The sequence below is a fragment of the Allobosea sp. FW305-C-101 genome (assembly GCF_058783685.1).
On the sequence record NZ_JBYSYT010000003.1, the window covers coordinates 294,106 to 317,627 of the forward strand.

Sequence of the window (23,522 nt, forward strand, 5' to 3'; positions counted from 1 at the left end):
AGGCTACAGAGAGGAGATTGGGGTGACCGATATGAGCAGACGCGGCGGCGGAAGTGGCTCTCCCGATCATCAGGCCCGCTACAACATCGGGGCGCTGGAACAGCGCGTCTATGGGCTGGAGCAGGGCGTAGCGGGGCTATCAAGCCAGATCTCCGGCTTGTCGCAACAAATTTCGGCTAGCGGCAAGACGAACTGGTCCGTCATCATCGGCTTCGGTGGCATCGCACTGTCGTTCATGATCGCCATCGGCGGCATGGCGTATTGGCCGATCCGCGAGGCTCAAGGCGACATGAAATCCCTGCTCAACAAGCAAGGTGATGCGCTGATCGCGATGGGGGAGAAATACGTCTCTGTTCGCGAACTTGACCAACGATCCGGACGGACTCGACAGGAGATGGATCGCTTGAACACCGATGTCACGGCATTGGAAACGAACCTGCGTCGTTCAATCGAGCAGTCGGATTCCAACCTTCAGCGCCAGATTGACGACCAAAAGAAGGCATTCGGCGACACTTACAGCCTCAGAGATGCTATGCAGCAGTTTCGCCGCGAACTCGATGAGCTTCGAAAGCGAGGAACCTGAGCGGCCGATCGGCCGTTTTACCTCCCGTGCTGCATCAATCTCGACTGACCCCGTCAGCTCCGGCTGACGGGGTCTTTTCTTTTTTGTCCGAACCGAACGCCCGGTAAGGCGTTCTTTTCATATCCCAACAACAGGAGGTCCCGATGGACTGGAACCGCGTCGAAGGAAACTGGAAGCAGCTCAAGGGCAAGGTCAAGGAGCAGTGGGGCAAGCTGACCGATGACGATCTCGATGTCATTGCCGGAAAGCGCGACCAGCTCGAAGGCAAGATCCAGGAGCGCTACGGGATTGAGAAGGACAAGGTGAAGACGGACGTCGACACCTGGTACGATCGACAGACCTGGTAATCACCGACGGCTGAGCCCGTCGCTGCCCAGCGTGTGCTCGCCGCGTGATAGAGCCCGACCCTCGCCAGTGGGGTCGGGCTTTTCGTTTGCCTCCATCTCGGAAGCGCGGTTAGCTTCCGTCACCATGCCGTTCTCATCTCTGCACGACCCGGCCGACATAGCCCGCGCTCAGGGCGCGCTTGAGCTGGTGTGGGGGCGGATCAAGCCGCTCATCGCGGAGGCGGATCAGGAGCGCGAGCGCACCCGTCTCGCCTACATCGTAGCGTCCTATGCCCTCGTTGCACTGGACGAAGACGATCTGGCTCAGCGGGCATGGGATCGCTTCTGGCAGCGTTGAGCTCGGCCGGCCGTCACTGCACGGGCTGAGACTTAGCCTGCTCCTGGCTGGCTCTCGCGAGTAGGGCTTCCAGCTCAAACAGAGCGGCCATTGGCAGGATCATAAGGACGTCGGAATCTCCGCCCGTCGCGAATTTGATCGTCGCATCGCCGCGAGGATCAGAGCTCAAAATGATCGTCGTAGGCTTTATAACGGGAATGGCAATTGTCGGCTTCTCAGACATGGCTTCACCGCATCAATCTTCGCAGCGAGTAATCATCCTACCATCTGGCGTGGTGAAATAGCACTCATCCTCGTAGTGGACCGGCGTACCGTCTTCGAGCGAGTACGAGACAGTCGAGAGGCCTGGCCAGTCCCTCCAAACGATGACGGTATAGCGATTGCCGTCTTCGTCCTGGCAATTTTCGGTACGGAGCACCCGTTTCACCGGGCTGGGCTTCCGAGGAACTTCGGCCCCTCTCCAGATCGCGACCATCTCGGCACCTCACGCAACACTCTGCCTGACTTTCAACCGCACCGCGTGCTGTCAGTTCCGACCGCGGAACCATTCGACGCGCCGCTAGTTCGCGACTCGTTACGTTACGGAGTTGCGTTCAATGTGTGCGCGTCGGGTTCTCAGAGCCGGGCCTACGCCTGATCTGGTCAAGAGCCCGGTGGCGCGGCGACGGAAGCTCGGCCGCGATCTGTTCGCTGATCCGATGCCTGATCGAGTTGAGCCCTGCTTGGCTCTTTTGGCGAAGAAGGCCCCTGCAGGCGATGATTGGGCCTTCGAGGTGAAGTGGGATGGCTACCGGCTGGCTGTCCATATCGAGCGGAGCCGGGTTCGTATCCTCACACGAGGTGGGCACGACTGGACCGCGCGCTTCCCGACCATTGCCCATGATGCCCGCGAGCTTAGGCTAGATAGCGCCATTCTCGACGGCGAAGCGGTCGTGCTCGATGAGCGGGGCGCCTCCGACTTTGGGGCGTTGCAAAAGGCGCTGGGCGGGCGCGGCGGGAAGCGATTTGCATCCGAGGCATCGCTCTATGCCTTCGATCTTCTCTACCTCGATGGCCAGGATTTACGCATTCTGGAACTGGAAGAGCGCCGTCAGATGCTCGAGCAACTGATCGGCCGAACGCCTCACGGCTCCATTCGCTTCAGCGAAGAGATTGACGCCGAGGGAGAGCGTTTCCTACGCAAGGCCTGTGAGCTCGGCCTCGAGGGCGTCATCGCCAAGCGGCGCGATGCTCCTTATCGTTCTGGGAGGAACGGCGACTGGCTCAAGATCAAATGCGTCCAATCGGAGAGCTTTGCGATCATCGGCTACGAACCCTCCGCGATCGCTCTAGGTGGGATCGCAAGGCTGTTGCTCGCCGCACGCAAGGGGAACGAGCTCGTCTATGTCGGCGGCGTAGGCACGGGCTTCACCGAAGCAAGTGGCGCTCAACTCCGAAAGCAGATGGACGCGCTCATCATTCCGAAATCGGGGGTGAGGGTCGCCGGCTCCCGTCAGGCCAACCGCTGGATAAAGCCGCAGCTCGTGGCCGAGGTAGCATTTCGCGCCTGGACCGACGACGGCAAGCTCCGGCATGCCTCCTATAAGGGGCTGCGCGAGGATGCCGACGAGGCCTCGGTCTACAGCCTAGACTGAGGCTGACGTCTGCGAAGGGGCGGGCATCCATTCGCCCCGTCAGCTATGGCTGGCGGAGTTTTTTTCATTGGGCTGAACAATGCGTAGCACCGGCCACCCTAACCACAGTTCGATCTTGAGCCGCGCCGCTACGCGGTAGGCGACGATGGGGAGCAACAGCCCCGCGCATACGCCGATCAGCAGGTGCAACGCCGGATCCTGAACCGGCGTGAAGCGCAGCAGGATGATCCGCAGACCCGACGCGATGATGATATGGGTCACGAAGATCACCATCGAGTAGCGACCGAGCATCTGGACGAAGCGGTCGGCTGAAAAATCCAGCTGCGCTAGCGCGACCACGAGAACGATGCCTGCGAGCGCGGCAAGCCACAACGCCTCGTAAGGGATGCTCCAGGCCAATCCCAGTACGACGCTGGCGATCATCACAATCGCTGAGCTAACCCAGATCCTGGGATTGAGGGCCATGAGCGGCCAACTGCGCTCGGCAGCAATGATGCCGAGCACGTAGAACAGAAAGCCCCTGGTCGTATCTGGAACAGGCGAAATGTCGTGCGAACCGCCACGATAGAACTCTCCCGCGACATAGGCAAGCACAGCCAAGGCGACGAGTACGCGCCGATCTAGCTTTCGGAGAAGCACGAAGAGCAAATGACAGAAGAACAGCGAGTACAAAAACCAGAAAGGTGCGAGCGGCAGCCACAGGATCGAGCCAAGCCGCAGCCAAGGCGAGGACGCATTGTTGGTCATTCCGGCAAAGGCGACGAGCAGCAGACCTTGCGCGAGAGACCACAGGAAATAGGGATAGACGACCGTTAGCAGCTTCGATCGCCAGAACGGTCGGACGCCTTTTCTCAGGCTTCGCTCGACGAACAAGCCCGACAGAAGGAAGAACAGCGGCATATGGAAGGTGTAGACCGCATAGTCGAACAACCAGATCGGCGAATCGCTCGGAAACATGCCTGCGTTGGCCAGGCCGCGCACGACGTGCCCAAAGACCACCAGCACGATGCCAAGGCCTCGAGCGCGATCAACCCAATCCGCTCTTATCATCAGACGTCCAACTGCCGATGCTGCTGCAAAGAAGCGCGGTAGGGCCTCTTGAGAGGCCCCGCTGAACTATCGCTTAGAGACGGTTCAGGCGCCTCAGAGGGGCGATTGCGCCTACGTCGTGCCGGCGGGTCAGTGAATTGCAAGCCAGCGGTGAGCTGGTTTTGAAACATGTAGGTAAAGACAAATACGAAACCCCATAGAGCGAGAAGGCCGACAAATACCCCCTCTATCGAGCGCTTTTGAAAATTCCTAGCCATGCTATAGAGCAAAAACATAACGAACATAGTCAGATAAAAGTATCCTACATAGCCGTATCGCAATTTGAAGAGCGCCCAACCGTAATGGGCGTGGCTATAATTTTCTGGGATTTGACCTAGACTAAACACCACAGTGTACGTCCCGCCAGCGCCAGCCCCGAAGGCGTGGGCGAACGGCCCAAGTTGGTTGAGATGATCGTGGATCGCCTCCACTTCGGCTTGTCGCTCGCCAATCGCACCGGTGGTGGCATTCGGATCATAATTAATTGTGCCGTCGATCCTCCTCATTAACGGGCTGTCATCGGGGATAAGGATTGACGCGGACGCCGCCCCGACAATTACGAACACAGCGGCCAAATACATCGCTAAAGGAGACCTGATCAGCCTAGGCAGTATTAGGAAGCAAAACGATACGCCAAGTACCAAGATCGATGTTCTATTGAACGTTGGCAAAGAACCGAGAACGAGGAACACCGAAACGGAAATATCGACCCATGTTAGGCGCTTCGAGAAAGCAATCACTACCATGATGACCGATAGGCTGATCGTATTGCCCATTGAGCCGCCGAGCGAGATAATAGATGGCTTCCCAAGGTTGACTGCGATAATTCCGCAAAAAAGCATAGAAATGCCATATATATAAACGATTTTCTTAAGTCTCCAAAAATTAACTCCTTCCATGATCGGAATCTTAGATAAGAATATTATATTGCAAACCATAATTAATACAGGGACGCTGTCCGTAAATATTTTTGCTGGATTATTGCCCCAAGTAACGCCGACAACAACTCCATGAATGAGCATTATAAACAACAGAAATGCTGCCGTAATTCCAAAAGTAATTTTGAACTTGGCGCGTCGCATGGTGCGAATTTGATGAGCGTACTCAATCAAGAATAATAGATATATACACCATTGTTTCTGTTGGTTCAGAAAATAGTAATTCATCCCCAGTCCGAGCTCAAAAAAAACGCGAGCCACAAAATCTGGCGCGAGCATGTAATATAGAATGCGCTCGAAGAGCGGGACGACGGGGATCGCGATAACCCCTCTACTGCGCCGCGGGCGCAAGGGCGGCAGCGAGTTTCGATATTCTCCCTGCCTCGCTTCAGCCGCCATTCTCTACGCTCTCTTTGGCGCAACGTGTGTGCGCGTCGGGGAATCTCCTCATCATAACTAGCTGGATCAGATAAGCATACCGGCTGACACCATTCATTTTGTATGACCCAGCTGCCGTCCGGCTGGTTATGGACCTGCGCCCTCTCAACAAATATAGACACCCAACAGAATCGGGCGGCTCTTGGACGGCGTGCTATGACTGATCGTGGCAGAGAAATATCGGCTGGCGAAGTAGGTCGCGTCGATCCTGGTCGCCGGAAAATCGGGTTTTCCGTCAGAGCAAGAGTTCTATTTTGCTGTTTTATAATAGCGGTCTCGTTTGGTATTATTGAGATCGTTGGCAGAGCTTTGGGTGTAGGAAACATTCCTCTCTACGTAGAAAGCGACGTGCTCGGTTATATGCCGGCTGCATCGCAGAGTGGAAAATTTCTCAATATGCACTCTTGGGCGTTCAACGATCGCGGAATGGGTACGAGCCAAGACTTCAGAATTTCGGATGACGGGATTCTTCTTGTAGGCGACAGTGTTGTATTTGGTGGCAATTCCGTCGATCAGAAAAGCAAATTGGGTCCTATGCTACAACGCCAAACCGGATGCCCGGTTTGGCCACTATCTGCAGGAGGCTGGTCTTTAAATAATCAGCTCTCAGCGATATTTTCTAGCAGCGATTACATGCGTCTCAAGACTATCGTTATAGTAAGTAATAGCGGTGATTTTGGTGAGCTTTCGACTTGGCAGAGCGACTATACTCAACCTAGAAGCCGGCCATTTTCCGTGGTGGTTTATGCTGCGACGCGGGTCTTGGGGCTATACCAGGAGCGCACGTCGTCCAAATCCACGCCCGCCGCGGAAAGGCAATGGCGCCGCGGTGTTGAGAAGTTACTAGCCAACTTCACAGGGAAGCTCATATGGGTTTTGTACCCGAGGCGCGCGGAGTTGCCCAATATGTCTCCTGATTTTGCGGCTCTGAGAGATAAAATTAAGGGCCGTGCGGATATCATCTATTTCGGCGACAATATCGAGTGGAATGGGTCGTTTTACCGAGACGCGATCCATCCCAAAGAGTTGGGCATCAGGGCCATGTCCAGTTTCATTGCTGCCCGATTACCGAAATGCGCTGCTTGATTGACCGCCATTCGTGCGTGCCCTTTGGGATTTTGCTGGAACGAATCTTTACGCCCCGCAAGGGTGAAAGCGGCGTCATCGATATTTGGAGACTCTTGGAAACCTTGCTGAACAGGTGAGAAGGCTTTTCGGCTTGCCTAGTAGCCGGAGGCTTGCCGCGTGTCCCTCAACTTCCCATAGCGATCGACCTCAGAGCGCAGGTGGGCAACAGCCGCGTCGCCTCTTATGCTCTTCATGCCGCGAAGCCCGTCCTTTACGCCGTCCAGTGCGTCGTTTCGCTCCCGCAGGGGCAGTCCGGCCAGAAAGCGCACCTCGCACTCGTGTTTCCACTCCTCCGACCAGGTCGAGACCTCGCGGCCCGCCAGGACGGAGAAAACGTGCGGCGGATTGTCGGGCGGGAACGGCATGACGTCGCTATGCCCGATTCTCCCGACGTCGCGTAGCTTCCTTGCGCTCCTTCAACCATTTCATGTGGTTGACGTGCGCAGCCCAGCCCTCCGGGCCGATGAATTCGAGATAGCGTCCCATCGCCTTACGTATATCGGGGAGCGCAGCATCACGGCTTTGGGCGCGACCGCTGAGCGGCGTCGCCTGCAACGCGCCGTTCCCATGCCGGCCGGCGTGAAGGTGGAAATTCCACTGCCAATCCGGCGGTTGATCCGACGGGCCGTGGACCAGAACCAACGACGCGACGTAATAGCCGTCGCAATCGACCGACCAAAACTTATCGTTGTCCTCAGGGCGCGGATGGTCGTTGTAGGTGCGCCGGAGCGTGAGGTTGATCGTCATAGCGCCCTGATCTGCTCCTCGAATTCCTCAGGGATCGCCCCATGGCGTGCCAGGACATCGAGCGCGCTGACTTCGCCTGTTTCGTCATCCGCTGTGACGTGGATGACAGCCACTCCCTCGGCTGTTTTCCCCAGGCGTTCGCCCTCGTTCAGGGCGTGATGTTTGGTCTTCGCCAGCACGCGTTGGCCTGGCACTAGACGCTTCCGATGAGTCTTGAACGGCTGAAGGAAGAACGTGTCGACGCTGGCCATGGCTTGACTCCTCGGGATCGGTTTGTTCTCATTACGTTCTCATTTTCGAGGACGCAAGGCATGTCAGCGCAACCAGTCGATCAGCAGGTCGAAGACACCACGCTGGACGCCGAGATCACCGGTATCGTGTCCATGCTGTTGGAAGAGCACGGCTCTGAGAGCGGCGCACTGCGCGCGCTCGCGCACGACTTCATCGTGCTCCTGGCCGACGCTGATCGATCCGTTTCGCGCGGCTATCTACGCGGCCTGTTCTCGCAAGGTGCGCGGCCCATCCGCGATCAGGAGCCGTGAGCGAGCCGCCCGGCCCGCACACGTCGTTGGAGTTCTACCCATGGATCATCGTGCGCTTCCGCTGCACGAAATGCCGACGGTATGGCGACGCGCGTCTGGCGAAGCTGGCCGAGAAGTTCGGAGCGGCCGAGACGATCGAGGAACTGATCGTTCGCTTCCATGCGACCTGTCCCGGCCGGCCGAAATCCAAAAGCGGCCGGCTGGTCGCGGATCGAGACTTCGCATGTGGCGGGTATTGCCCGGATTTGAGAGCGAACCCACCACCCGATCTGCCACCGTCTATGCGGCCCTGGAAGGTCATCGAAGGAGGCAAGGATGAGCAGCGCCCAGATAATCCTGATGCACCAGCCGAACGCCGGCGTCGGGTCGGAGGTGATTGAGCGCGTTCGATACGCAATCGCGTATACCGCCAGCCACCCCGGCGAAACCGGCGCGGCGACAGCCAACGACATCGAGGACTGCGGCGTCGAATGGGCAAGGGATCTCGCGGCCACAAACCGCTGCCTGATCAGCGGCCCGTATTTGGGAGATCACGAAGAGTGGGGCGACTACTACCTCATCCACGAGGACAAGCCGCCGCCTGTCTTCTACAGCGTGATCAGCATGGCCACCCGTCAACAGGGGCCGGCATTCGAACGCGAGTTCGCGGAATGGCTGGACTGCAGGGGCACCGGCTTCCGCGTGGACTATGACGATCACCTCGGGCTTGTCCGTGCTCGCTTCGAAAGCGAGGCCTTCGCGCAAGCGTTTCATGAAACGCACGGCGGATCGCTCCTGACACAAGAGGAAGCCACGCACGTTTTCTCTGGCTACTCTGATACGGTGAGCCCCGAACTCGCGGCCCGCAGCCAAAGGCGAAGCGCATGTGCAACCTCTACAGCCACACCCGCAACGTAGAAGCGATCCGAAAGCTCTTCGCCAATTTCAACGATGCGGGCGTGAACGTTCCGCCGCTGCCGGGCATCTTCCCCGACTATGCCGCGCCGATCGTCCGCAATGACGAGGGCGGCCCGCGGCTGGCCATGACCCGATGGGGCATGCCGTCGTCGAAGAAGGCGCTGCTCGACGCTGCGACCAAGCGGGCGGACAAGCTCCGCGCCAAGGGCAAAGAGGTCGACTTCGACCAGATGCTCCGCATGGAGCCGGACGGCGGGACGACGAACGTCCGCAACACCTCGAGCTCGCACTGGAAGCGGTGGCTCGGTGTCGAGAGCAGGTGCCTTGTCCCGTTCAACAGCTTCAGCGAATTTGACTGGGGCACGAAGCAGGATATCTGGTTCGCTTTCGGTGAGGAGCGGCCTACTGCGTTCTTCGCCGGAATCTGGGCGCGGCAATGGACCAGCGTGCGCAAGATCAAGACCGGCGAGGAGACGATTGACGTCTACGCCTTCCTGACCACCGATCCGAATGCCGAGGTTGGAGCAATCCACCCCAAGGCCATGCCGGTCATCTTGACGACGCCGGAGGAATGCGAGGCCTGGATGACGGCCCCATGGGAGGAAGCGAAAGCACTTCAACGCCCCCTCCCCGGTGGGTCGCTCGACATCGTGGCACGCGGCGGGAAGAAAGACGGCGACAGCGGCGAAGATGATCGGCCGGCGCAGGGCTCGCTGCTCTGATGGGCCATTGGCAGCAGATCGGCCGCGACAATGCGGAGCTGCGGGCGCGGCGGGCGGCGTGGCCCTGGTGGCGCCGGGCGATGCTGCGTCATGCCGAGGTAGCACTGGTCGCGGCGGCATGGATCGCCTTCGGCGCTATCGTGTGGATGCTGCCGCTCAGTCGCTAGTGGGGAACGCGGCGCCTGTGCGGCAACGGCCTGCTACCGCTTCCCAAGCTGACGATATATGCAGCTATTGCAGATTTAGGAGATCTTGTTCGGTGGCGGTAACCTCGGGCGACTTCAATACCCCGATCACAGTCGACGGTCCAATACCGGTTAGAGATACCGTATACATGAATACACAATCGTTACTGTCCGTAATTTTCTTAATATCGCCGAGCTTTGATATCAAGCCAGCTTGATTGCTGCTTACTATTACGCAAAATTTTACGGATTCACCGAATATCGAAACAGCTAGGACACCCTCGCTCTTCCATTCGCACTGAGCTATAATTTGGATGATAAATCCAATCGTAGGATAAATTTCTCGCCAAGATAAATCTGAAAAGACCTCGATTCCATCGATTTCTTGTCGCCTCGCGGACTCGAACGAATGGCGATATTCATGAAATGCAGAGACTTCTACTCCGTTAATGATAGCTCTTCCGAGGCGATTAGGTTGCGGCAAACTCATAGGACCGAAACTCAGATGAGAAACCCACGTATTAATGCGATCTAGAACGTCACGCTCGCGCAGTACTCCGAGGTTTTTTATTGAGTTGCATATCGTTATTAAATCTCTTCCACCGCCGCCATTTCTAGCGATTTCCAGCATTATATTTGATGTAAGCGTGCAACATAGCTTTACTTTTCCATCAAAATCGCCCTCTGGGACTCCATGATTTAGGCAGCGGGCATGAGGGCCATCGACGACGCTAATGATGGCAATAACGTTCACATCACTCCAAGGAATGTGGAAACTACGCTTGAGATTAGCGCCGGAAATCGGACGGCCAGCTTTCCATTCTGCAATCCTATCGATAGCTTGTTTGATATTGTGCTGACATAAATTCTCGAAATAGGATTTGCCGCGAGTCGCATTTATCAAAAATACTGCCTTGCCGATAAGTATCACGATGTCCGCCGGTTCGCGGCCATTCCCCCACTGGTTAGGGTGAAACGTCGAAAAATTTGAAATCGAATGCTTTGCATACGCGGCTAGAATTTCTTCATGATCATTGACCGCTCGGCGCTGTTTCTTCGCCATCCCGTTGAACCTCACACCGCGTCGCTAGTGTCCATTCACGGAAACAATTGCCTTGGCGTCAACAGCCGCATTAGTTGAGCACGAGGACGACGACCTGTCTGACGCCCGGCATTATCACGGTTCCTAAACTTGGAGCGCGGGCCTAGATGCGACCGCGCGATAACTGAACCCGATTTGTTCTGCATGGGGGGTGGATATGAGTCCCTCTCCCGCTACCACACCCCTGCTGACGTTCATCGCGTGCTGCCACGATTGTCTTCTGCAATACTGCGGAGCGTTTGAGCGAGACCGGAGGCTTCAAAAGGGGCAGTCATCATGTCAAGCATTGCGAAAACCACATCCTTCTTGGTCGCCTCTGGATGTTCCCTCCGCACAGCAATCAGCAGCGTGTCCAAACTGTCGAATGCGGGAGGTAGCTCGGCTTGTGGATCAATGTTCACGGCCAATCTCAGCGTCTCTACGCAACGGTCATTAGCCGATTGACGTAAGGGAGCCAAACGCTTCCCGGTGCAGTTGGCGGATCTGCGTCGCCTGTACCCAAGCACCGTTACGGGCTGCCGAGAATCGCCTTCAGGGCGGGACATTCTAGGCGAAAGGCCCTTGTTTCCCGCGATCGATAGCGGGACTGGAAGCTGCGCTAACCCATTGACATGTGCTGATGACAGTCTTTCGGGCGAGGCCTCCAACAGAATTCCAGCGCTGATCTCCTCGCGCTTTTCCCCGATTTGACCAGCCCCGCATCACATCCCGCTCGCGCTGGATGCGGATAACCGTTTGGTTCGGGAACCAATTCACCCGCCCGACATTACCCTTGCGAATTTTCGAGTGGTGCCCGGTGGCGACGGCCGGCCGGGCGGGGGCTGGAGGCCCAGATGAGCCCCATCGGCACGGCCGGTGGGGCTCTCTCTTTTGGCTGCGTATCAGCGCGTCTCCGAGCGGGATTGAAACGAATCCGGCGCAACCCGTTCGGGAAACGTCATCGACGACACCGCGACGATCACGGTGAGGCCGATGACGGCCAGCCAGAGCCAGAAATCCAGTGGCGGTTTTTTCGGATTGCCCATGAAGGAGGGACGCCCGAGCCGCCTCCCGGTTCCCGTCTACGCACGGGAAGCTTGCCTTGCGGCACCCGATCCCGCGCCTTCAGCCCTTCTGCTGGCTGTCGCCCCGGCCCTGCCGCGCGCCGTGCTTGATCGCGAGGCTCAGAATCGTCCGGCCGACAGCCTCCGGCAGATCGGCGTCCAGCACCACGCGCAGCCGGCCGGTGCCGGCCTCCGTCGCTGAAACCTCGAAAGCGCCGGGCTTGGAGCGCCCTCCCGCGCGGGGCTGGCGGGCCGTGAACAACCGGTCCAGCCGCCGGCCCATCTCTCCGAGCTCGAGATCGAGACCGGCTTCCTGCAATGCGTCCATCGTCCAACAGCCGTCCATCCGAAGCCATCGTTCAGGCTGTGATTCGCCTTAAGGATTTCGTTTACAAATCGTTAAAATTTTAGTTAGTGGAACCTGCCTGTTGAGGCGGAGTAGCGTCATGGTCGAAGCAATCCTGGTAGCGGTCCTCATGGCCGGCACCGCAGGCCTGTCCTGGGTGATCGCCGACTTCCTGCACTTGCCACTGGAAATCTGAGCCGGCGACATCATCGCCCCGGCATACCGCTCTGAACGTCGATGCGCCGCCCGGGCCTGCATCGTCAAAGAATCTTTCTCTCGGCAGCTTCCGAACCGGCACGAGCCGCGTTGATGTCGGATCGCAACCGATGCGATACCGCCAGCCGGACGAGGGAAGATGACTGAACGCGCGCTCCATTGGTTCCGGAACGACCTGCGGCTGGCCGACAATCCGGCATTGGCTGCGGCTGTCGAGACCGGCCCGGTTCTGTGTCTCTACATTCTCGACACCGGAAAAGACCGCCGCCCATTCGGAGGCGCTTCCCGTTGGTGGCTGTCGCGCTCGCTCGCTGCACTCGACGAGGCGCTAACGGCGAAGGGCGGGCGACTTCTGCTGATGCAAGGCGATCCGGCGGAATTGCTGCCGCGTATCGCGGCCGAAGCCGATATCAAGCAGGTCACCTGGAATCGTCGCTACGAGGCGGCGGAGATCGCACTCGACCGCACGCTCAAGGAAGACCTTTCCGGGCGCGGAATCACCGTCCGCAGTTTCAACAGCCATCTCCTGAACGAGCCGTGGCAAGTGACGACCACGACCGGGCAGCCGATGAAGGTTTTCACGCCTTACTGGCGCGCGGCCCGTCAGAAGGGAGAGCCCGATGCTCCGGTTCCCGCTCCCGCGCGAATCCCGGCGGCGCCCCTGCCCGCTTCGATCGAGGCCCTGACGGTGTCGCTGGGTGAACTCGGGCTGGAGCCGACGAAGCCGGACTGGGCCGGCGGCTTGCGGGCCGAGTGGACGCCGGGAGAAGCCGGCGCCGCCGAGCGGCTCGATGATTTCATCGGCGGCGGCCTTGCCGGTTACGCCGAGGACCGCGACCGGCCGGACCGGGCCGCGACATCGCGGCTCTCGCCGCATCTGCATTTCGGCGAGATCGGGCCGCGGCAGGTCTGGCACGCACTTCAGCATGCCCGTGCCGCCGGCGAAGCGGCTGGATCGGAGCGCGACGCCGAGAAATTCCTCTCCGAGATCGGCTGGCGCGAGTTCTCGCACCACCTGCTCTTCCACAATCCGGAGCTTGCGACCCGCAACTACGATTCGCGCTTCGACGCCTTTCCCTGGCGGCCAGACGACAACGCGCTCCGCCGCTGGCAACGCGGCCAGACCGGCATCCCGCTCGTCGATGCCGGCATGCGCGAGCTCTGGACCACCGGCTGGATGCATAACCGCGTGCGGATGGTCGTCGCCTCCTTCCTGATCAAGCACCTGCTGCAGGACTGGCGGGCCGGCGAAGCCTGGTTCTGGGACACGCTGGTCGATGCCGACGCCGCCAACAACGCCGCGAGCTGGCAATGGGTCGCGGGCTCGGGCGCCGATGCCTCGCCCTATTTCCGCATCTTCAACCCCGTGACGCAGGGCGAAACCCACGATCCAAAGGGCGCTTATGTCCGCCAATGGGTGCCGGAGCTGGCGGGGCTGTCGGACAAGGACATCCACCAGCCCTGGAAAGCATCGGAGAAGGCCCTGCGCGAGGCCGATATTCGAATCGGCGAGACCTACCCTGCCCCGCTCGTCGATCTCGCCTTCGGGCGCCAGCGGGCGCTCGATGCCTTCGCCACGATTCGCAGTAGCTGAGGCGGGACTGCAGCGCCTTTCCTCGGAAACACATCGTCATCCCGGACAAGCTGCACAGCAGCGCCGATCCGGGATCCATCATAGAGCTCCCGAGCCCTTTGATGGATCCCGGGGCAAGCCCGGGATGACGGCGCGGTTTCGAGGAGAGCGAGATGCCTGCGTGGTTCGGCAAAACAGCAGAACGCTGACGCGTTCAGCTGCTCCGCTCGGCGAAACGGCGCATCAGCGCGAAATAGACCGGGTAAGGCAGGAGGCGCGCCAGCTTCAGGATGAAGGCGAGGCGGCGCGGCACGGTGATCTCGAAGCCACCGCGCTCGAATCCATCGGCGATTCGCTTCGCGCCCTCCTCCACCATCATCAGGAACGGCATCGGGAAGCGACGGCCCTCCGTCATCGGCGTCTCGATGAAGCCGGGATTGACCAGTTGCAGGCGAATGCCTGCGGCCTCGCAATCGAAGCGCATCGATTCGCAGAAATGGATCGCGCCCGCCTTCGCCGCGCCATAGGCGGCCGCACCTGGCAAGCCGCGATAGCCCACGAGCGAGGCGTTGACCGCGATCTGGCCCGCTCCACGCGCGACCATGCGCGGCTGGATCGCGAAGAAGCTCTTGGCGACGCCCAGCAGATTGACGCCGACCACCGCCTCGACGGTCTCGACATCGACGGCCTTGCCCTGCCCCGAGGCGATGCCGGCATTCAGGAAGGCCAAGGCGATCGGCCCATGGATGCTCTCGATCGTATCGGTGACGTCCCGCATCCCCTGCGCATCGGTGACGTCGCCGGCATGGGCGACGATGCGGCCGGGCAGGTTCTCGGCGCTGCGGGCAAGACGCTCCAGCGCCTCCAGCCGCCGGGCCGTGACCGCGACCGTCCAGCCCCGCCGCGCCAGTTCGAGCGCGACCGCGGCGCCGATGCCGGAGCTTGCGCCGGTGATCCAGGCGACGCCGTCCTGCGGCTTCATTCGGGCTGAGGCCATGCTGGCTCCGGGTTGGCGGATAGTCATCTAGGCACGGAATCACCAGGCCGAAAGCCATGCGTCCCAAATCATCCCCGCTATCCCGCCAATGAGGTGGCACCCCGGCGGCAATCGGTGCAGTCTGCGCCGCGAAGGCGCGCTCGCGCCACCATGAGACACGAGACCATGCCGACCGAACTGCTCTTCCGCCAGGATGCCTATCTCCAGGAAACACCCGCGACGGTCGAAGCCGTGAACGAGCGCGGCGGCATCATCCTCGATCGCACCAATTTCTATGCGACGGGCGGCGGCCAGCCCGGCGATGCCGGGCATCTGCGCCGCGCCGATGGCAGCCTGATCGCGATCGCCACGACGATCTACGATCCCGAGGACAAGAGCCGGGTCATCCATGTCCCGGCCGAGGGGCAGGCCCTGCCCGCACCGGGCGAGGCGGTCACGGCCGTGCTCGACTGGGAGCGCCGCTTCAGGCGCATGCGCATCCACACCGCTTTGCATCTGCTCAGCGTCGTGCTCGCCTTCCCGGTCACCGGCGGCTCGATCGGCGATGGCGATGGAAGGCTCGATTTCGATATCCCCGAAGGCGGGCTCGACAAGGCCGAGGTCTCGGAGAAGCTCAATGCCCTGGTCTCCCGCAACGCCGATGTGACCGAGCGCTGGATCACCGACGAGGAGCTCGATTCCAATCCGGGTCTGGTCAAGACGATGTCGGTGAAGCCGCCGCGCGGCTCCGGCCGCGTCCGGCTCGTCGCCATCGGTGATATCGACCTCCAGCCCTGCGGCGGCACCCATGTCCGCAACACCGCCGAGATCGGCGCGGTCGCCGTCACCGATATCGAGAAGAAGGGCAAGCAGAACCGGCGCGTCCGGATCGCGCTCGCCTGAGAACGCTCAAGCTTATGCCCAGAGGATACGCCTATGGCCCGTGAAGATGTCTTCGTTTCCACCGAGTGGCTGGCCGAGCGCCTGAACGCGCCGGATGTCATCGTCGTCGATGCCTCCTGGTACCTGCCGGCCCATGGCCGCAATCCCCACGCCGAATTCGCCGAGCAGCGCATTCCCGGCGCGGTGCATTTCGACATCGACGCGGTGAAGGACACGAGCTCCGACCTGCCGCATATGCTGCCGCGCCCGGAGGTCTTCGCGGCAGCTGTCGGCGCCATGGGCATCGGCGACGGCATGCGCATCGTCGTCTATGACGGCCTCGGCCTGTTCTCTGCGCCGCGCGTGCGCTGGACCTTCCGCACCTTCGGCGCCAAGGACGTCGTCATTCTCGAAGGCGGCTTCCCGAAATGGGAGCGCGAGGGCCGGCCGATCGAGCATGGCCCGCCGCGCGCCCGCGCCAACCGCAGCTTCACCGCCCGGCTCGACCATTCCGCCGTCGCCAGCGCCGACGATGTCGCAAAAGCCCTTTCCGCCGGCAATGCCCAGGTGGTCGATGCCCGCCCGGCCGACCGCTTCCGCGGCGAGGCCGCCGAGCCGCGCCCCGGCGTGCGCTCCGGCCATATGCCGGGCGCCTTCAACGTGCCGGCCACCGCGCTCGTCGCCGATGGCAGCCTGAAGGACCCGGCCGCGATCGCCGCCGCCTTCGCCGAGGCCGGCGCCGATCTCGACCGGCCCCTGATCACGAGCTGCGGCTCCGGCGTCACTGCGGCGATCCTCGCGACCGCGCTGGAGACGATCGGCAAGCCGGCGCGCGCGCTCTATGACGGCTCCTGGGCCGAATGGGGCTCGAGCGACCGGCCGATCGCGACCGGGCCGGCGAAGAAAGGCTGAGCCCGGCGCGGGCTCGCCAGCCAAGGAGACGATCATGAGCCACGATCATTCCCACGACCACGACCATCCGCACGACCACAGCCATGACGGCGAGCCGCGCTGGAAGCATGATGGCGTGCGCGTCATCTCCGGCGACAAGCTCGATCCCAACACGGCGCAGACGCCCGGCATGTTCCGGCAGGCGGCGATCAACCATGCCCGCGTCGGCGCCCAGAAGATCTGGGCCGGCACGGTCGCGATCGAGCCCAACGCCAAGACCGGCGTGCACCACCATGGCGAGCTCGAAAGCGTGATCTATGTGGTGAGCGGCAAGGCACGGATGCGCTGGGGCGAGCGGTTGGAATTCGTCGCCGAGGCGGGGCCTGGCGATTTCATCTATGTGCCGCCCTTCGTGCCGCACCAGGAGATCAACGCCGATCCCGACAACCCGCTGCAATGCGTGCTGGTTCGCTCTGACAACGAGGCGGTGGTGGTCAACATCACCGATGTCGACCCGGTCGAGAAACCGGAGGAGGTCTATTGGGTCGACCCGATCCACAAGCACCCGCACGCATGAACAGGGACGCTGCCTTGCCTGTCGAACTGCGTGAGATCACCGCGGCGACGGTCCGCACCATCTGCGGACTGGAGGTCGCGGAGGAACAGCGCGAGAATGTCGCGCCGGTCGCGGTCTCGATTGCGCAGGCGCATTTCGAGCCGCGCGCGACCTTCCGGGCGATCTATGCCGGGGACGAGCCCGTGGGTTTCATGCTCTGGCGCGACGACGACAAGCCCAGCTCCGCCTATCTCTGGCGCTTCATGATCGATCGCCGGCATCAGGGCAAAGGCTATGGCCGCGACGCGCTGGAGCAGGCCTTCGCGCTGCTGAAGGCGCAAGGCGTCACCACGCTCAGCGCCAGCGTCGTTCGCGGGGAGCACAGCCCGCTGGGCTTCTATCTGTCGATCGGCTTCATCGAGGCGAACGAAGTCACGAGCACCGGCGAGTGGCTGATCCTGAAGAGCCTTTAGGCAGGCCCAACTGTCGCCTCCACTCGGGTTGAAGTCGCCACGCTGTGGCTCCGCCTTGACTTGGGTCGGGGCGCGCGGCAACCATCGTTATACCCGACGATATACAACGAGAAATTCGAGCGAGGAACAACATGTTGAAGCGCCGCACCCTGCTGGGCATGGGCCTGGCCCTTGCCGTGAGTTTCGCACCCGCCTTCGACGCTGCGCAGGCGCAGACCAAGGACCTCGTCATCTTCGCCGCCGCCAGCATGAAGAACGCGCTGGACGAGGCCGCCGCCAACTGGGTCAAGGAAAGCGGCAAGCCGGCGCCCAAGATTTCCTATGCCGCCAGCAACACGCTGGCGAAGCAGCTTGAGAACGGCGCCCCGGCCGATCTCTTCGTCTCGGCCGATCTCGACTGGATGGATTATGCGGCGGGCAAGAACCTGATCAAGCCGGATACCCGCGTCAGCCTGCTTTCCAACCGGATCGTGCTGGTCGCCGGCAAGGATTCGACCGCCACGCTCGACCTCAAGCCCGGCGCCGATGTCGCGGGCGCGGTCGGTGCCGGCCGCCTCGCCATGGGCAATGTCGATTCCGTCCCGGCCGGCAAATACGGCAAGGCGGCGCTGGAGAAGCTGGGCGCCTGGGACAAGGTGAAGGATAAGATCGCGCAGGCCGACAATGTCCGCGCCGCGCTGCTCCTGGTCTCTCGCGGCGAGGCCCCGCTCGGCATCGTCTACGCGACCGACGCCGCGGCCGACCCGCAGGTCAAGGTCGTCGCGACCTTCCCCGAGGATTCGCACCCGCCGATCGTCTACCCCGTCGCCGTCACCAAGGATTCGGCCAATCCCGACGCGCAGGCCTTCCTGACCTATCTGCGTAGCCCCGCCGCCAAGCCCGTCTTCGAGAAGCAGGGCTTCACGGTCCTCAACAAGGCCGCCAGCTCTTCGTGACCGACTGGCTCTCGCCTGAAGAATGGACGGCGGTGAGGCTCAGCCTCATCGTCGCGACGACGGCCATGATCGCGAGCCTCCCGCTGGGGCTTAGCGTCGGATTGTTGCTGGCGCGTGGGCGCTTCTGGGGCAAGTCCCTGCTCGACGCCATCGTCCATATGCCGCTGATCCTGCCGCCCGTGGTGACGGGCTATCTGCTGCTCGTCGGCTTCGGCCGGCGCGGGCCGATCGGGCAGTTCCTCTATGACTGGTTCGGGATCGTGCTCTCGTTCCGCTGGACCGGCGCGGCGCTCGCCTGCGCGGTGATGGGCTTTCCGCTGATGGTGCGCGCCATCCGGCTCTCGATCGAGGCGGTCGACCGCAAGCTCGAATCTGCCGCCGGCACGCTGGGCGCGAGCCCGATCTGGGTCTTCCTCACCGTCACCTTGCCGCTCTGCCTGCCCGGCATTATCGCCGGCATGATCCTGTGCTTCGCCAAGGCGATGGGCGAGTTCGGCGCGACCATCACCTTCGTCTCCAATATCCCCGGCGAGACACAGACCCTGCCGACCGCGATCTACACTTTCACGCAGGTGCCCGGCGGGGATGCCGGCGCGATGCGCCTGACACTGATCTCGATCGCGATCTCGGTCGCGGCGCTCATCCTGTCCGAACTGATGGCCCGCATCGTCGGCCGCCGGATCAACGTCGAATGACTGATGTCCTCGACATTGCCGTCCGCCACAGGCTCGGCGACTTCACCCTCGATTCGAGCTTCACCTCCGATGGGCGCCTGACCGCCCTGTTCGGCAGCTCGGGCTCGGGCAAGACCTCGCTGGTCAATGTCATCGGCGGTTTGATCCGCCCCGATTCCGGCCATGTCCGCGTCGATGGCGAGACGCTCGTCGATACCGGGCGCGGCATCTTCCTGCCGAAGCATCGCCGGCGGATCGGCTATGTCTTCCAGGAGGCGCGGCTCTTCCCGCACCTCACCGTGCGACAGAACCTGCTGTTCGGGCACTGGTTCGTGCCGCGCGCGCAGCGCAGGCCGGCCGAGCTCGACAAGGTGCTGGAATTGCTCGGCATCGGCCATCTGCTGCACCGGAGACCGGGCGGCCTTTCCGGCGGCGAGAAGCAGCGCGTCGCCATCGGCCGCGCCCTGCTGGCGCAGCCGCGCCTGCTGCTGATGGACGAGCCCTTGGCGGCGCTCGACGAGGCCCGCAAGGCCGAGATCCTGCCGCATATCGAGCGCCTGCGCGACGAGGCCGGCATCCCCATCGTCTATGTCTCGCATGCGCTGGCGGAGGTCGCGCGTCTCGCCACGACCGTCGCCATGATCGAGAACGGACGTGTCGCCGCCTGCGGGCCCACGGCCGACATCCTCTCACGGACTGATCTGGCGGCACGGCCGGGCGCACCGGAGGCGAGCACGCTTCTATCCGCCGAGGTCGTGGGTTTCGAGGAAGCCTTCGGTCTCGCGCGGCTCACGACACCGGCAGGGCCACTGACGATCGCACGCAGCGCGCTGCGGCAAGGCCAGCACATCAAGATCCGCATCCTCGCCAGCGACGTCATGCTCAGCCTCGGCCAGCCGGCCGAGATCAGCGCGCTCAACGTGCTGCCGGGGACCATCGCCGAGATTGGCGAACGCAGCGGTGCGGGTGGCAGCACTATGCATCTGCTGATCGCTTGCGGCGAGGCGAAGCTGGCGGCGCGCCTGACCGCGAAATCGGTCGCCCTGCTCGGTTTGGCGCCCGGCAAGCCGGTGCATGCGGTGATCAAGAGCGTCTCGGTCGAGATGCCTTGAAGCGGGCGACCTGACAGGGCGTCATTCTCGGGCGGAGCGAAGCGCAGACCCGAGAATCTCAGGACGAGAGGACACTGGTTTCCGAGATGCTCGGGTCAAGCCCGAGCATGACGGTTAAACCACCCCTTGACCTTCCCATCATGGGAAGCCCTATATCGCCTGTCATCACCATGAAGGAGACGGCGATGACGGTCATCGACAGGAGCAGGAACGACCTCGAAACCCTCGATCTGGGTGTCGAGGGCATGACCTGCGCGAGCTGCGTCGCCCATGTCGAGCGCGCTATCGCGGCGGTGCCGGGCGTCGATGCGGTCTCGGTCAATCTCGCGACCGAGCGGGCACATGTCAGCTTCGCCAGGGGCGGCACCGACCTGAAGCAGATCGAGGCGGCGGTCCGCCAGAGCGGCTACACCCCGGTCGAGACCACGATTGAATTGTCGGTCTCGGGCATGACCTGCGCGTCCTGCGTCGGCCATGTCGAAAAGGCGCTGCGCGCCGTGCCGGGCGTGGTCGAGGCCACCGTCAACCTCGCGACCGAGCGTGCCAGCGTGAAGACGCTCGCCGGCAACGACATCATTCCTGCCCTGACGAAGGCCGTGGCCGGCGCCGGCTATGAGGCGAGCCCGATCGTCGCGGCCGATGGCGATGCCAGCGCCCGCCGGCAAGCTGCCAAGGACGAGGAACAGGGCAACCTGCTGCGCTCGGTCATCATCGCCGGCCTGCTGACGCTGCCGCTGCTCGTCGTCGAGATGGGCAGCCACATGGTCCCTGCCCTGCATCATTGGCTCGCCGGCACCTTCGGCGAGTGGAACGTCCGCGTGTTCTCCTTCGTGCTGGCGACCATCGTCCAGTTCGGGCCCGGCCTCGTCTTCCTGCGCAAGGGTTTCCCGGCGCTGTTGCGGCTGGCGCCCGATATGAACTCGCTGGTCATGCTCGGCACCGGCGCGGCCTATCTCTATTCGAGCGTCGCGACCTTCCTGCCGGACCTGATGCCGGCCGGGACTGACGGCACCTATTTCGAATCCGGCGCGGTGATCGTGACGCTGATCCTGCTCGGCCGCTGGTTCGAGACCCGCGCTAAGGGCCGCACCGGCGCCGCCATCCGCAGCCTGATCGCGCTCCAGCCCAAGACTGCCCGCGTGCTGCGCGACGGCACTGAGAGCGACGTTGCGGTCGACAGCGTCCGCCCCGGCGACATCGTCATCCTCAGGCCGGGCGAGCGCGTCCCGGTCGATGGCGAGGTCACGGACGGCACCTCCTTCGTCGATGAATCGATGATCACCGGCGAGCCCGCGCCCGTGCGCAAGGAGGCCGGCAGCACCGTCACCGGCGGCACCGTCAACGGCTCGGGCGCGCTGCGCTTCACCGCCCGGAAGGTCGGCGCCGACACGCTGCTCGCCCAGATCGTGCGCACCGTGCAGGCCGCGCAGGGTGCCAAGCTGCCGATCCAGGCACTGGTCGACCGCGTCACGCTCTGGTTCGTACCGGTCGTGATCGTGCTGGCGCTGCTGACCTTCGCGGTCTGGCTGGCCTTCGGTCCGAGCCCGGCCTTGTCGCACGCACTGGTCAATGCCGTCGCGCTACTGATCATCGCCTGCCCCTGCGCGATGGGTCTGGCGACCCCGACCTCGATCATGGTCGGCACCGGCCGTGGCGCCGAGCTCGGCATCCTGTTCCGGCAGGGCGACGCCTTGCAGGCCCTGAAGGACGTCCAGATCGTCGCGCTCGACAAGACGGGCACGCTGACCAAGGGCAAGCCGGAGCTCACCGATATCGAGCCGGCGAATGGCTTCACCGCCGACGACGTTCTGCGCCTTGTCGGCTCGGCCGAGAACCGCTCCGAGCACCCGCTGGCACTGGCGCTGGTCGCGGCCGCCAAGGCTCGTAATCTCGCCCTCGCCGAGCCGGCCGATTTCACCAGCGATCCCGGCCGCGGCGTCACCGCGACGGTCGAGGGCCGCAAGGTCGCGATCGGCGGACACCGGTTGATGGAAGACGCCAAGCTCGACATCGCGCCCTTCGCCGCCCGCGCCAAGGCGCTGGCCGAAGCCGGCAAGACCCCGCTCTATGCCGCGATCGACGGCAGGATCGCTGCGATCATCGCTGTCGCCGACGCGGTGAAGGAGACCACGCCCGCCGCCATCGCCGCCCTGCACAAGCTCGGCCTCAAGGTCGCGATGGTGACCGGCGACGACCGGCGCACGGCGGAAGCCGTCGCGCGCGGCCTCGGCATCGACGAGGTCTGGGCCGAGGTGCTGCCGACCGACAAGGCCGAGGTGGTGAAGCGCCTGCAGGGCCGCGGCGCCAAGGTCGCCTTCGTCGGCGACGGCATCAACGACGCGCCGGCCCTCGCCCAGGCCGATGTCGGCATCGCCATCGGCACCGGCACGGATATCGCGATCGAGAGCGCCGATGTCGTGCTGATGTCCGGCGACGTCATGGGCGTGCCGCGCGCCATTGCCCTGTCGCAGGCGGTGATCGCCAATATCCGCCAGAATCTTGCCTGGGCCTTCGGCTACAACGCCCTGCTGATCCCGGTCGCGGCGGGCGTGCTCTATCCGGCCTTCGGCATCCTGCTCTCGCCGGTCTTCGCCGGGCTCGCCATGGCGCTGTCGAGCGTCAGCGTGGTCAGCAATGCACTGCGGTTGAAGCGCTTTAAGGTGGAGGCCTGAGATGAATATCGGCGAAGCCGCAACCCGCTCCGGCGTCAGTGCCAAGATGATCCGCTACTACGAGAGCATCGGCCTGATCACCGCGCCGGCCCGCACCGCCGCGCAATACCGGGTCTATGCCGCTGACGACGTGCATACGCTGCGCTTCGTGCGCCGCTCGCGCGATCTCGGCTTCTCGTTGGAGGAGACGCGCGAATTGCTCGCGCTCTGGCGCGACAAGAGCCGGGCCAGCGCTGATGTGAAGAACCTCGCCATGGCGCATGTGCGCGAGCTCGAGGAAAAGGCGGCCGAGCTCAAGGCGATGGCCGACACGCTGCGGCATCTGGCGACGCATTGCCACGGCGACCACCGGCCGGATTGCCCGATCCTGGCGGACTTCGCCGCCACCACGCCGACGCAAGGCAAAGCCTGAGACGCTGCTCCGCCATGCGCTGAATGTCTGGACGGGGCGGTGCGGGATTGCTCATATGCCACCGCCCACCAG

30 protein-coding genes are annotated in these 23,522 nt (G+C 62.5%); 19 read left to right on the forward strand and 11 right to left on the reverse strand.

What is annotated here, in order from left to right:
* The first annotated feature begins 22 nt into the window (after positions 1 to 22).
* The 3 genes from AC3WMA_RS16075 (at position 23) to AC3WMA_RS16085 (ending at position 1,267) form a co-directional block, all read left to right on the forward strand.
* Positions 23 to 583 (forward strand): hypothetical protein, encoded by a 561-nt coding sequence (locus AC3WMA_RS16075; RefSeq protein WP_492286374.1) that lies wholly within the window; start codon positions 23 to 25, stop codon positions 581 to 583.
* A gap of 143 nt (positions 584 to 726) precedes the next feature.
* The gene (locus AC3WMA_RS16080; protein ID WP_492286375.1) at positions 727 to 930 is read left to right on the forward strand and encodes a CsbD family protein; all 204 of its coding nucleotides are present in this window, start codon (positions 727 to 729) and stop codon (positions 928 to 930) included.
* A 124-nt stretch (positions 931 to 1,054) separates the two neighbouring features.
* Positions 1,055 to 1,267, forward strand: coding sequence for a hypothetical protein (locus AC3WMA_RS16085; protein ID WP_492286376.1), 213 nt, complete (start codon positions 1,055 to 1,057; stop codon positions 1,265 to 1,267).
* A 13-nt stretch (positions 1,268 to 1,280) separates the two neighbouring features.
* On the opposite strand, the gene AC3WMA_RS16090 is transcribed toward AC3WMA_RS16085, so the two are convergent.
* The gene (locus AC3WMA_RS16090; RefSeq protein WP_492286377.1) at positions 1,281 to 1,490 is read right to left on the reverse strand and encodes a hypothetical protein; all 210 of its coding nucleotides are present in this window, start codon (positions 1,488 to 1,490) and stop codon (positions 1,281 to 1,283) included.
* Between the two features lie 373 nt (positions 1,491 to 1,863).
* Here AC3WMA_RS16090 and ligD point away from each other — a divergent pair, with 373 nt between their 5' ends.
* Complete coding sequence (ligD, locus tag AC3WMA_RS16095) at positions 1,864 to 2,901, forward strand: non-homologous end-joining DNA ligase (RefSeq protein WP_492286378.1); 1,038 nt, start codon at positions 1,864 to 1,866, stop codon at positions 2,899 to 2,901.
* A gap of 39 nt (positions 2,902 to 2,940) precedes the next feature.
* Here ligD and AC3WMA_RS16100 read toward each other — a convergent pair whose 3' ends face one another.
* Complete coding sequence (locus AC3WMA_RS16100; protein ID WP_492286379.1) at positions 2,941 to 3,951, reverse strand: acyltransferase family protein; 1,011 nt, start codon at positions 3,949 to 3,951, stop codon at positions 2,941 to 2,943.
* Entirely contained in the window at positions 3,951 to 5,327 is a 1,377-nt protein-coding gene (locus AC3WMA_RS16105; protein ID WP_492286380.1) for a hypothetical protein, read from the reverse strand. Before AC3WMA_RS16105 ends, AC3WMA_RS16100 begins: the two co-directional genes overlap by 1 nt.
* A 195-nt stretch (positions 5,328 to 5,522) precedes the next feature.
* Between AC3WMA_RS16105 and AC3WMA_RS16110 the strand changes: the two genes are divergently transcribed.
* Positions 5,523 to 6,452 (forward strand): hypothetical protein, encoded by a 930-nt coding sequence (locus tag AC3WMA_RS16110; protein ID WP_492286381.1) that lies wholly within the window; start codon positions 5,523 to 5,525, stop codon positions 6,450 to 6,452.
* Between the two features lie 137 nt (positions 6,453 to 6,589).
* On the opposite strand, the gene AC3WMA_RS16115 is transcribed toward AC3WMA_RS16110, so the two are convergent.
* The 3 genes from AC3WMA_RS16115 to AC3WMA_RS16125 are packed head-to-tail and all read right to left on the reverse strand — an operon-like array spanning position 6,590 to position 7,492.
* On the reverse strand, positions 6,590 to 6,859 hold the full coding sequence (locus tag AC3WMA_RS16115; protein WP_492286382.1) for a DUF7696 family protein: 270 nt from the start codon (positions 6,857 to 6,859) through the stop codon (positions 6,590 to 6,592).
* A gap of 7 nt (positions 6,860 to 6,866) precedes the next feature.
* A complete protein-coding gene (locus tag AC3WMA_RS16120) occupies positions 6,867 to 7,241 on the reverse strand; it encodes a hypothetical protein (RefSeq protein WP_492286383.1) in 375 nt (124 codons plus the stop codon).
* On the reverse strand, positions 7,238 to 7,492 hold the full coding sequence (locus AC3WMA_RS16125; RefSeq protein ID WP_492286384.1) for a hypothetical protein: 255 nt from the start codon (positions 7,490 to 7,492) through the stop codon (positions 7,238 to 7,240). The genes AC3WMA_RS16120 and AC3WMA_RS16125 overlap by 4 nt, the downstream gene beginning before the upstream one ends.
* Positions 7,493 to 7,552: 60 nt before the next feature.
* Here AC3WMA_RS16125 and AC3WMA_RS16130 point away from each other — a divergent pair, with 60 nt between their 5' ends.
* The 4 genes from AC3WMA_RS16130 to AC3WMA_RS16145 are packed head-to-tail and all read left to right on the forward strand — an operon-like array spanning position 7,553 to position 9,402.
* Positions 7,553 to 7,783 (forward strand): hypothetical protein, encoded by a 231-nt coding sequence (locus AC3WMA_RS16130; protein WP_492286385.1) that lies wholly within the window; start codon positions 7,553 to 7,555, stop codon positions 7,781 to 7,783.
* Positions 7,780 to 8,163 (forward strand): hypothetical protein, encoded by a 384-nt coding sequence (locus AC3WMA_RS16135; protein WP_492286386.1) that lies wholly within the window; start codon positions 7,780 to 7,782, stop codon positions 8,161 to 8,163. Before AC3WMA_RS16130 ends, AC3WMA_RS16135 begins: the two co-directional genes overlap by 4 nt.
* On the forward strand, positions 8,099 to 8,680 hold the full coding sequence (locus tag AC3WMA_RS16140) for a hypothetical protein (RefSeq protein ID WP_492286387.1): 582 nt from the start codon (positions 8,099 to 8,101) through the stop codon (positions 8,678 to 8,680). The genes AC3WMA_RS16135 and AC3WMA_RS16140 overlap by 65 nt, the downstream gene beginning before the upstream one ends.
* Positions 8,647 to 9,402 (forward strand): SOS response-associated peptidase, encoded by a 756-nt coding sequence (locus tag AC3WMA_RS16145; protein WP_492286388.1) that lies wholly within the window; start codon positions 8,647 to 8,649, stop codon positions 9,400 to 9,402. Before AC3WMA_RS16140 ends, AC3WMA_RS16145 begins: the two co-directional genes overlap by 34 nt.
* A 231-nt stretch (positions 9,403 to 9,633) precedes the next feature.
* Here AC3WMA_RS16145 and AC3WMA_RS16150 read toward each other — a convergent pair whose 3' ends face one another.
* The 4 genes from AC3WMA_RS16150 to AC3WMA_RS16165 all read right to left on the reverse strand — a co-directional run bounded on the left by AC3WMA_RS16150 (position 9,634) and on the right by AC3WMA_RS16165 (position 12,078).
* On the reverse strand, positions 9,634 to 10,650 hold the full coding sequence (locus AC3WMA_RS16150; RefSeq protein ID WP_492286389.1) for a hypothetical protein: 1,017 nt from the start codon (positions 10,648 to 10,650) through the stop codon (positions 9,634 to 9,636).
* Positions 10,651 to 10,883: 233 nt separating this feature from the next.
* Complete coding sequence (locus AC3WMA_RS16155; protein ID WP_492286390.1) at positions 10,884 to 11,090, reverse strand: hypothetical protein; 207 nt, start codon at positions 11,088 to 11,090, stop codon at positions 10,884 to 10,886.
* Between the two features lie 480 nt (positions 11,091 to 11,570).
* Positions 11,571 to 11,714, reverse strand: a complete 144-nt coding sequence (locus AC3WMA_RS16160; RefSeq protein ID WP_336814580.1) for a hypothetical protein — start codon at positions 11,712 to 11,714, stop codon at positions 11,571 to 11,573.
* Between the two features lie 79 nt (positions 11,715 to 11,793).
* Positions 11,794 to 12,078, reverse strand: a complete 285-nt coding sequence (locus AC3WMA_RS16165) for a hypothetical protein (RefSeq protein ID WP_492286391.1) — start codon at positions 12,076 to 12,078, stop codon at positions 11,794 to 11,796.
* 355 nt (positions 12,079 to 12,433) lie between these two features.
* Here AC3WMA_RS16165 and AC3WMA_RS16170 point away from each other — a divergent pair, with 355 nt between their 5' ends.
* Positions 12,434 to 13,888 (forward strand): cryptochrome/photolyase family protein, encoded by a 1,455-nt coding sequence (locus AC3WMA_RS16170; RefSeq protein ID WP_492286392.1) that lies wholly within the window; start codon positions 12,434 to 12,436, stop codon positions 13,886 to 13,888.
* A gap of 193 nt (positions 13,889 to 14,081) precedes the next feature.
* Here AC3WMA_RS16170 and AC3WMA_RS16175 read toward each other — a convergent pair whose 3' ends face one another.
* A complete protein-coding gene (locus AC3WMA_RS16175) occupies positions 14,082 to 14,864 on the reverse strand; it encodes an SDR family NAD(P)-dependent oxidoreductase (RefSeq protein ID WP_492286393.1) in 783 nt (260 codons plus the stop codon).
* 165 nt (positions 14,865 to 15,029) lie between these two features.
* Between AC3WMA_RS16175 and AC3WMA_RS16180 the strand changes: the two genes are divergently transcribed.
* The 9 genes from AC3WMA_RS16180 (at position 15,030) to cueR (ending at position 23,450) form a co-directional block, all read left to right on the forward strand.
* Positions 15,030 to 15,746 carry an alanyl-tRNA editing protein gene (locus tag AC3WMA_RS16180; RefSeq protein ID WP_492286394.1) on the forward strand — a complete coding sequence of 239 codons (717 nt, stop codon included), beginning with the start codon at positions 15,030 to 15,032 and terminating at the stop codon, positions 15,744 to 15,746.
* Between the two features lie 33 nt (positions 15,747 to 15,779).
* Positions 15,780 to 16,637 carry a 3-mercaptopyruvate sulfurtransferase gene (gene sseA, locus AC3WMA_RS16185; protein WP_492286395.1) on the forward strand — a complete coding sequence of 286 codons (858 nt, stop codon included), beginning with the start codon at positions 15,780 to 15,782 and terminating at the stop codon, positions 16,635 to 16,637.
* Positions 16,638 to 16,671: 34 nt separating this feature from the next.
* Positions 16,672 to 17,193 carry a cupin domain-containing protein gene (locus tag AC3WMA_RS16190; RefSeq protein ID WP_492286396.1) on the forward strand — a complete coding sequence of 174 codons (522 nt, stop codon included), beginning with the start codon at positions 16,672 to 16,674 and terminating at the stop codon, positions 17,191 to 17,193.
* Positions 17,190 to 17,645 carry a GNAT family N-acetyltransferase gene (locus tag AC3WMA_RS16195; protein WP_492286397.1) on the forward strand — a complete coding sequence of 152 codons (456 nt, stop codon included), beginning with the start codon at positions 17,190 to 17,192 and terminating at the stop codon, positions 17,643 to 17,645. The genes AC3WMA_RS16190 and AC3WMA_RS16195 overlap by 4 nt, the downstream gene beginning before the upstream one ends.
* Before the next feature lie 131 nt (positions 17,646 to 17,776).
* Positions 17,777 to 18,580: a molybdate ABC transporter substrate-binding protein gene (gene modA / locus AC3WMA_RS16200; protein WP_492286398.1), complete on the forward strand. Its 804-nt coding sequence runs from the start codon at positions 17,777 to 17,779 to the stop codon at positions 18,578 to 18,580.
* The gene (modB, locus tag AC3WMA_RS16205; RefSeq protein WP_492286399.1) at positions 18,577 to 19,275 is read left to right on the forward strand and encodes a molybdate ABC transporter permease subunit; all 699 of its coding nucleotides are present in this window, start codon (positions 18,577 to 18,579) and stop codon (positions 19,273 to 19,275) included. Before modA ends, modB begins: the two co-directional genes overlap by 4 nt.
* The gene (gene modC / locus AC3WMA_RS16210) at positions 19,272 to 20,366 is read left to right on the forward strand and encodes a molybdenum ABC transporter ATP-binding protein (protein ID WP_492286400.1); all 1,095 of its coding nucleotides are present in this window, start codon (positions 19,272 to 19,274) and stop codon (positions 20,364 to 20,366) included. Before modB ends, modC begins: the two co-directional genes overlap by 4 nt.
* Before the next feature lie 185 nt (positions 20,367 to 20,551).
* Positions 20,552 to 23,038, forward strand: a complete 2,487-nt coding sequence (locus AC3WMA_RS16215; protein ID WP_492286401.1) for a heavy metal translocating P-type ATPase — start codon at positions 20,552 to 20,554, stop codon at positions 23,036 to 23,038.
* 1 nt (position 23,039) lies between these two features.
* Positions 23,040 to 23,450 (forward strand): Cu(I)-responsive transcriptional regulator, encoded by a 411-nt coding sequence (cueR, locus tag AC3WMA_RS16220; RefSeq protein ID WP_265059373.1) that lies wholly within the window; start codon positions 23,040 to 23,042, stop codon positions 23,448 to 23,450.
* The last annotated feature ends 72 nt before the right edge of the window (positions 23,451 to 23,522 follow it).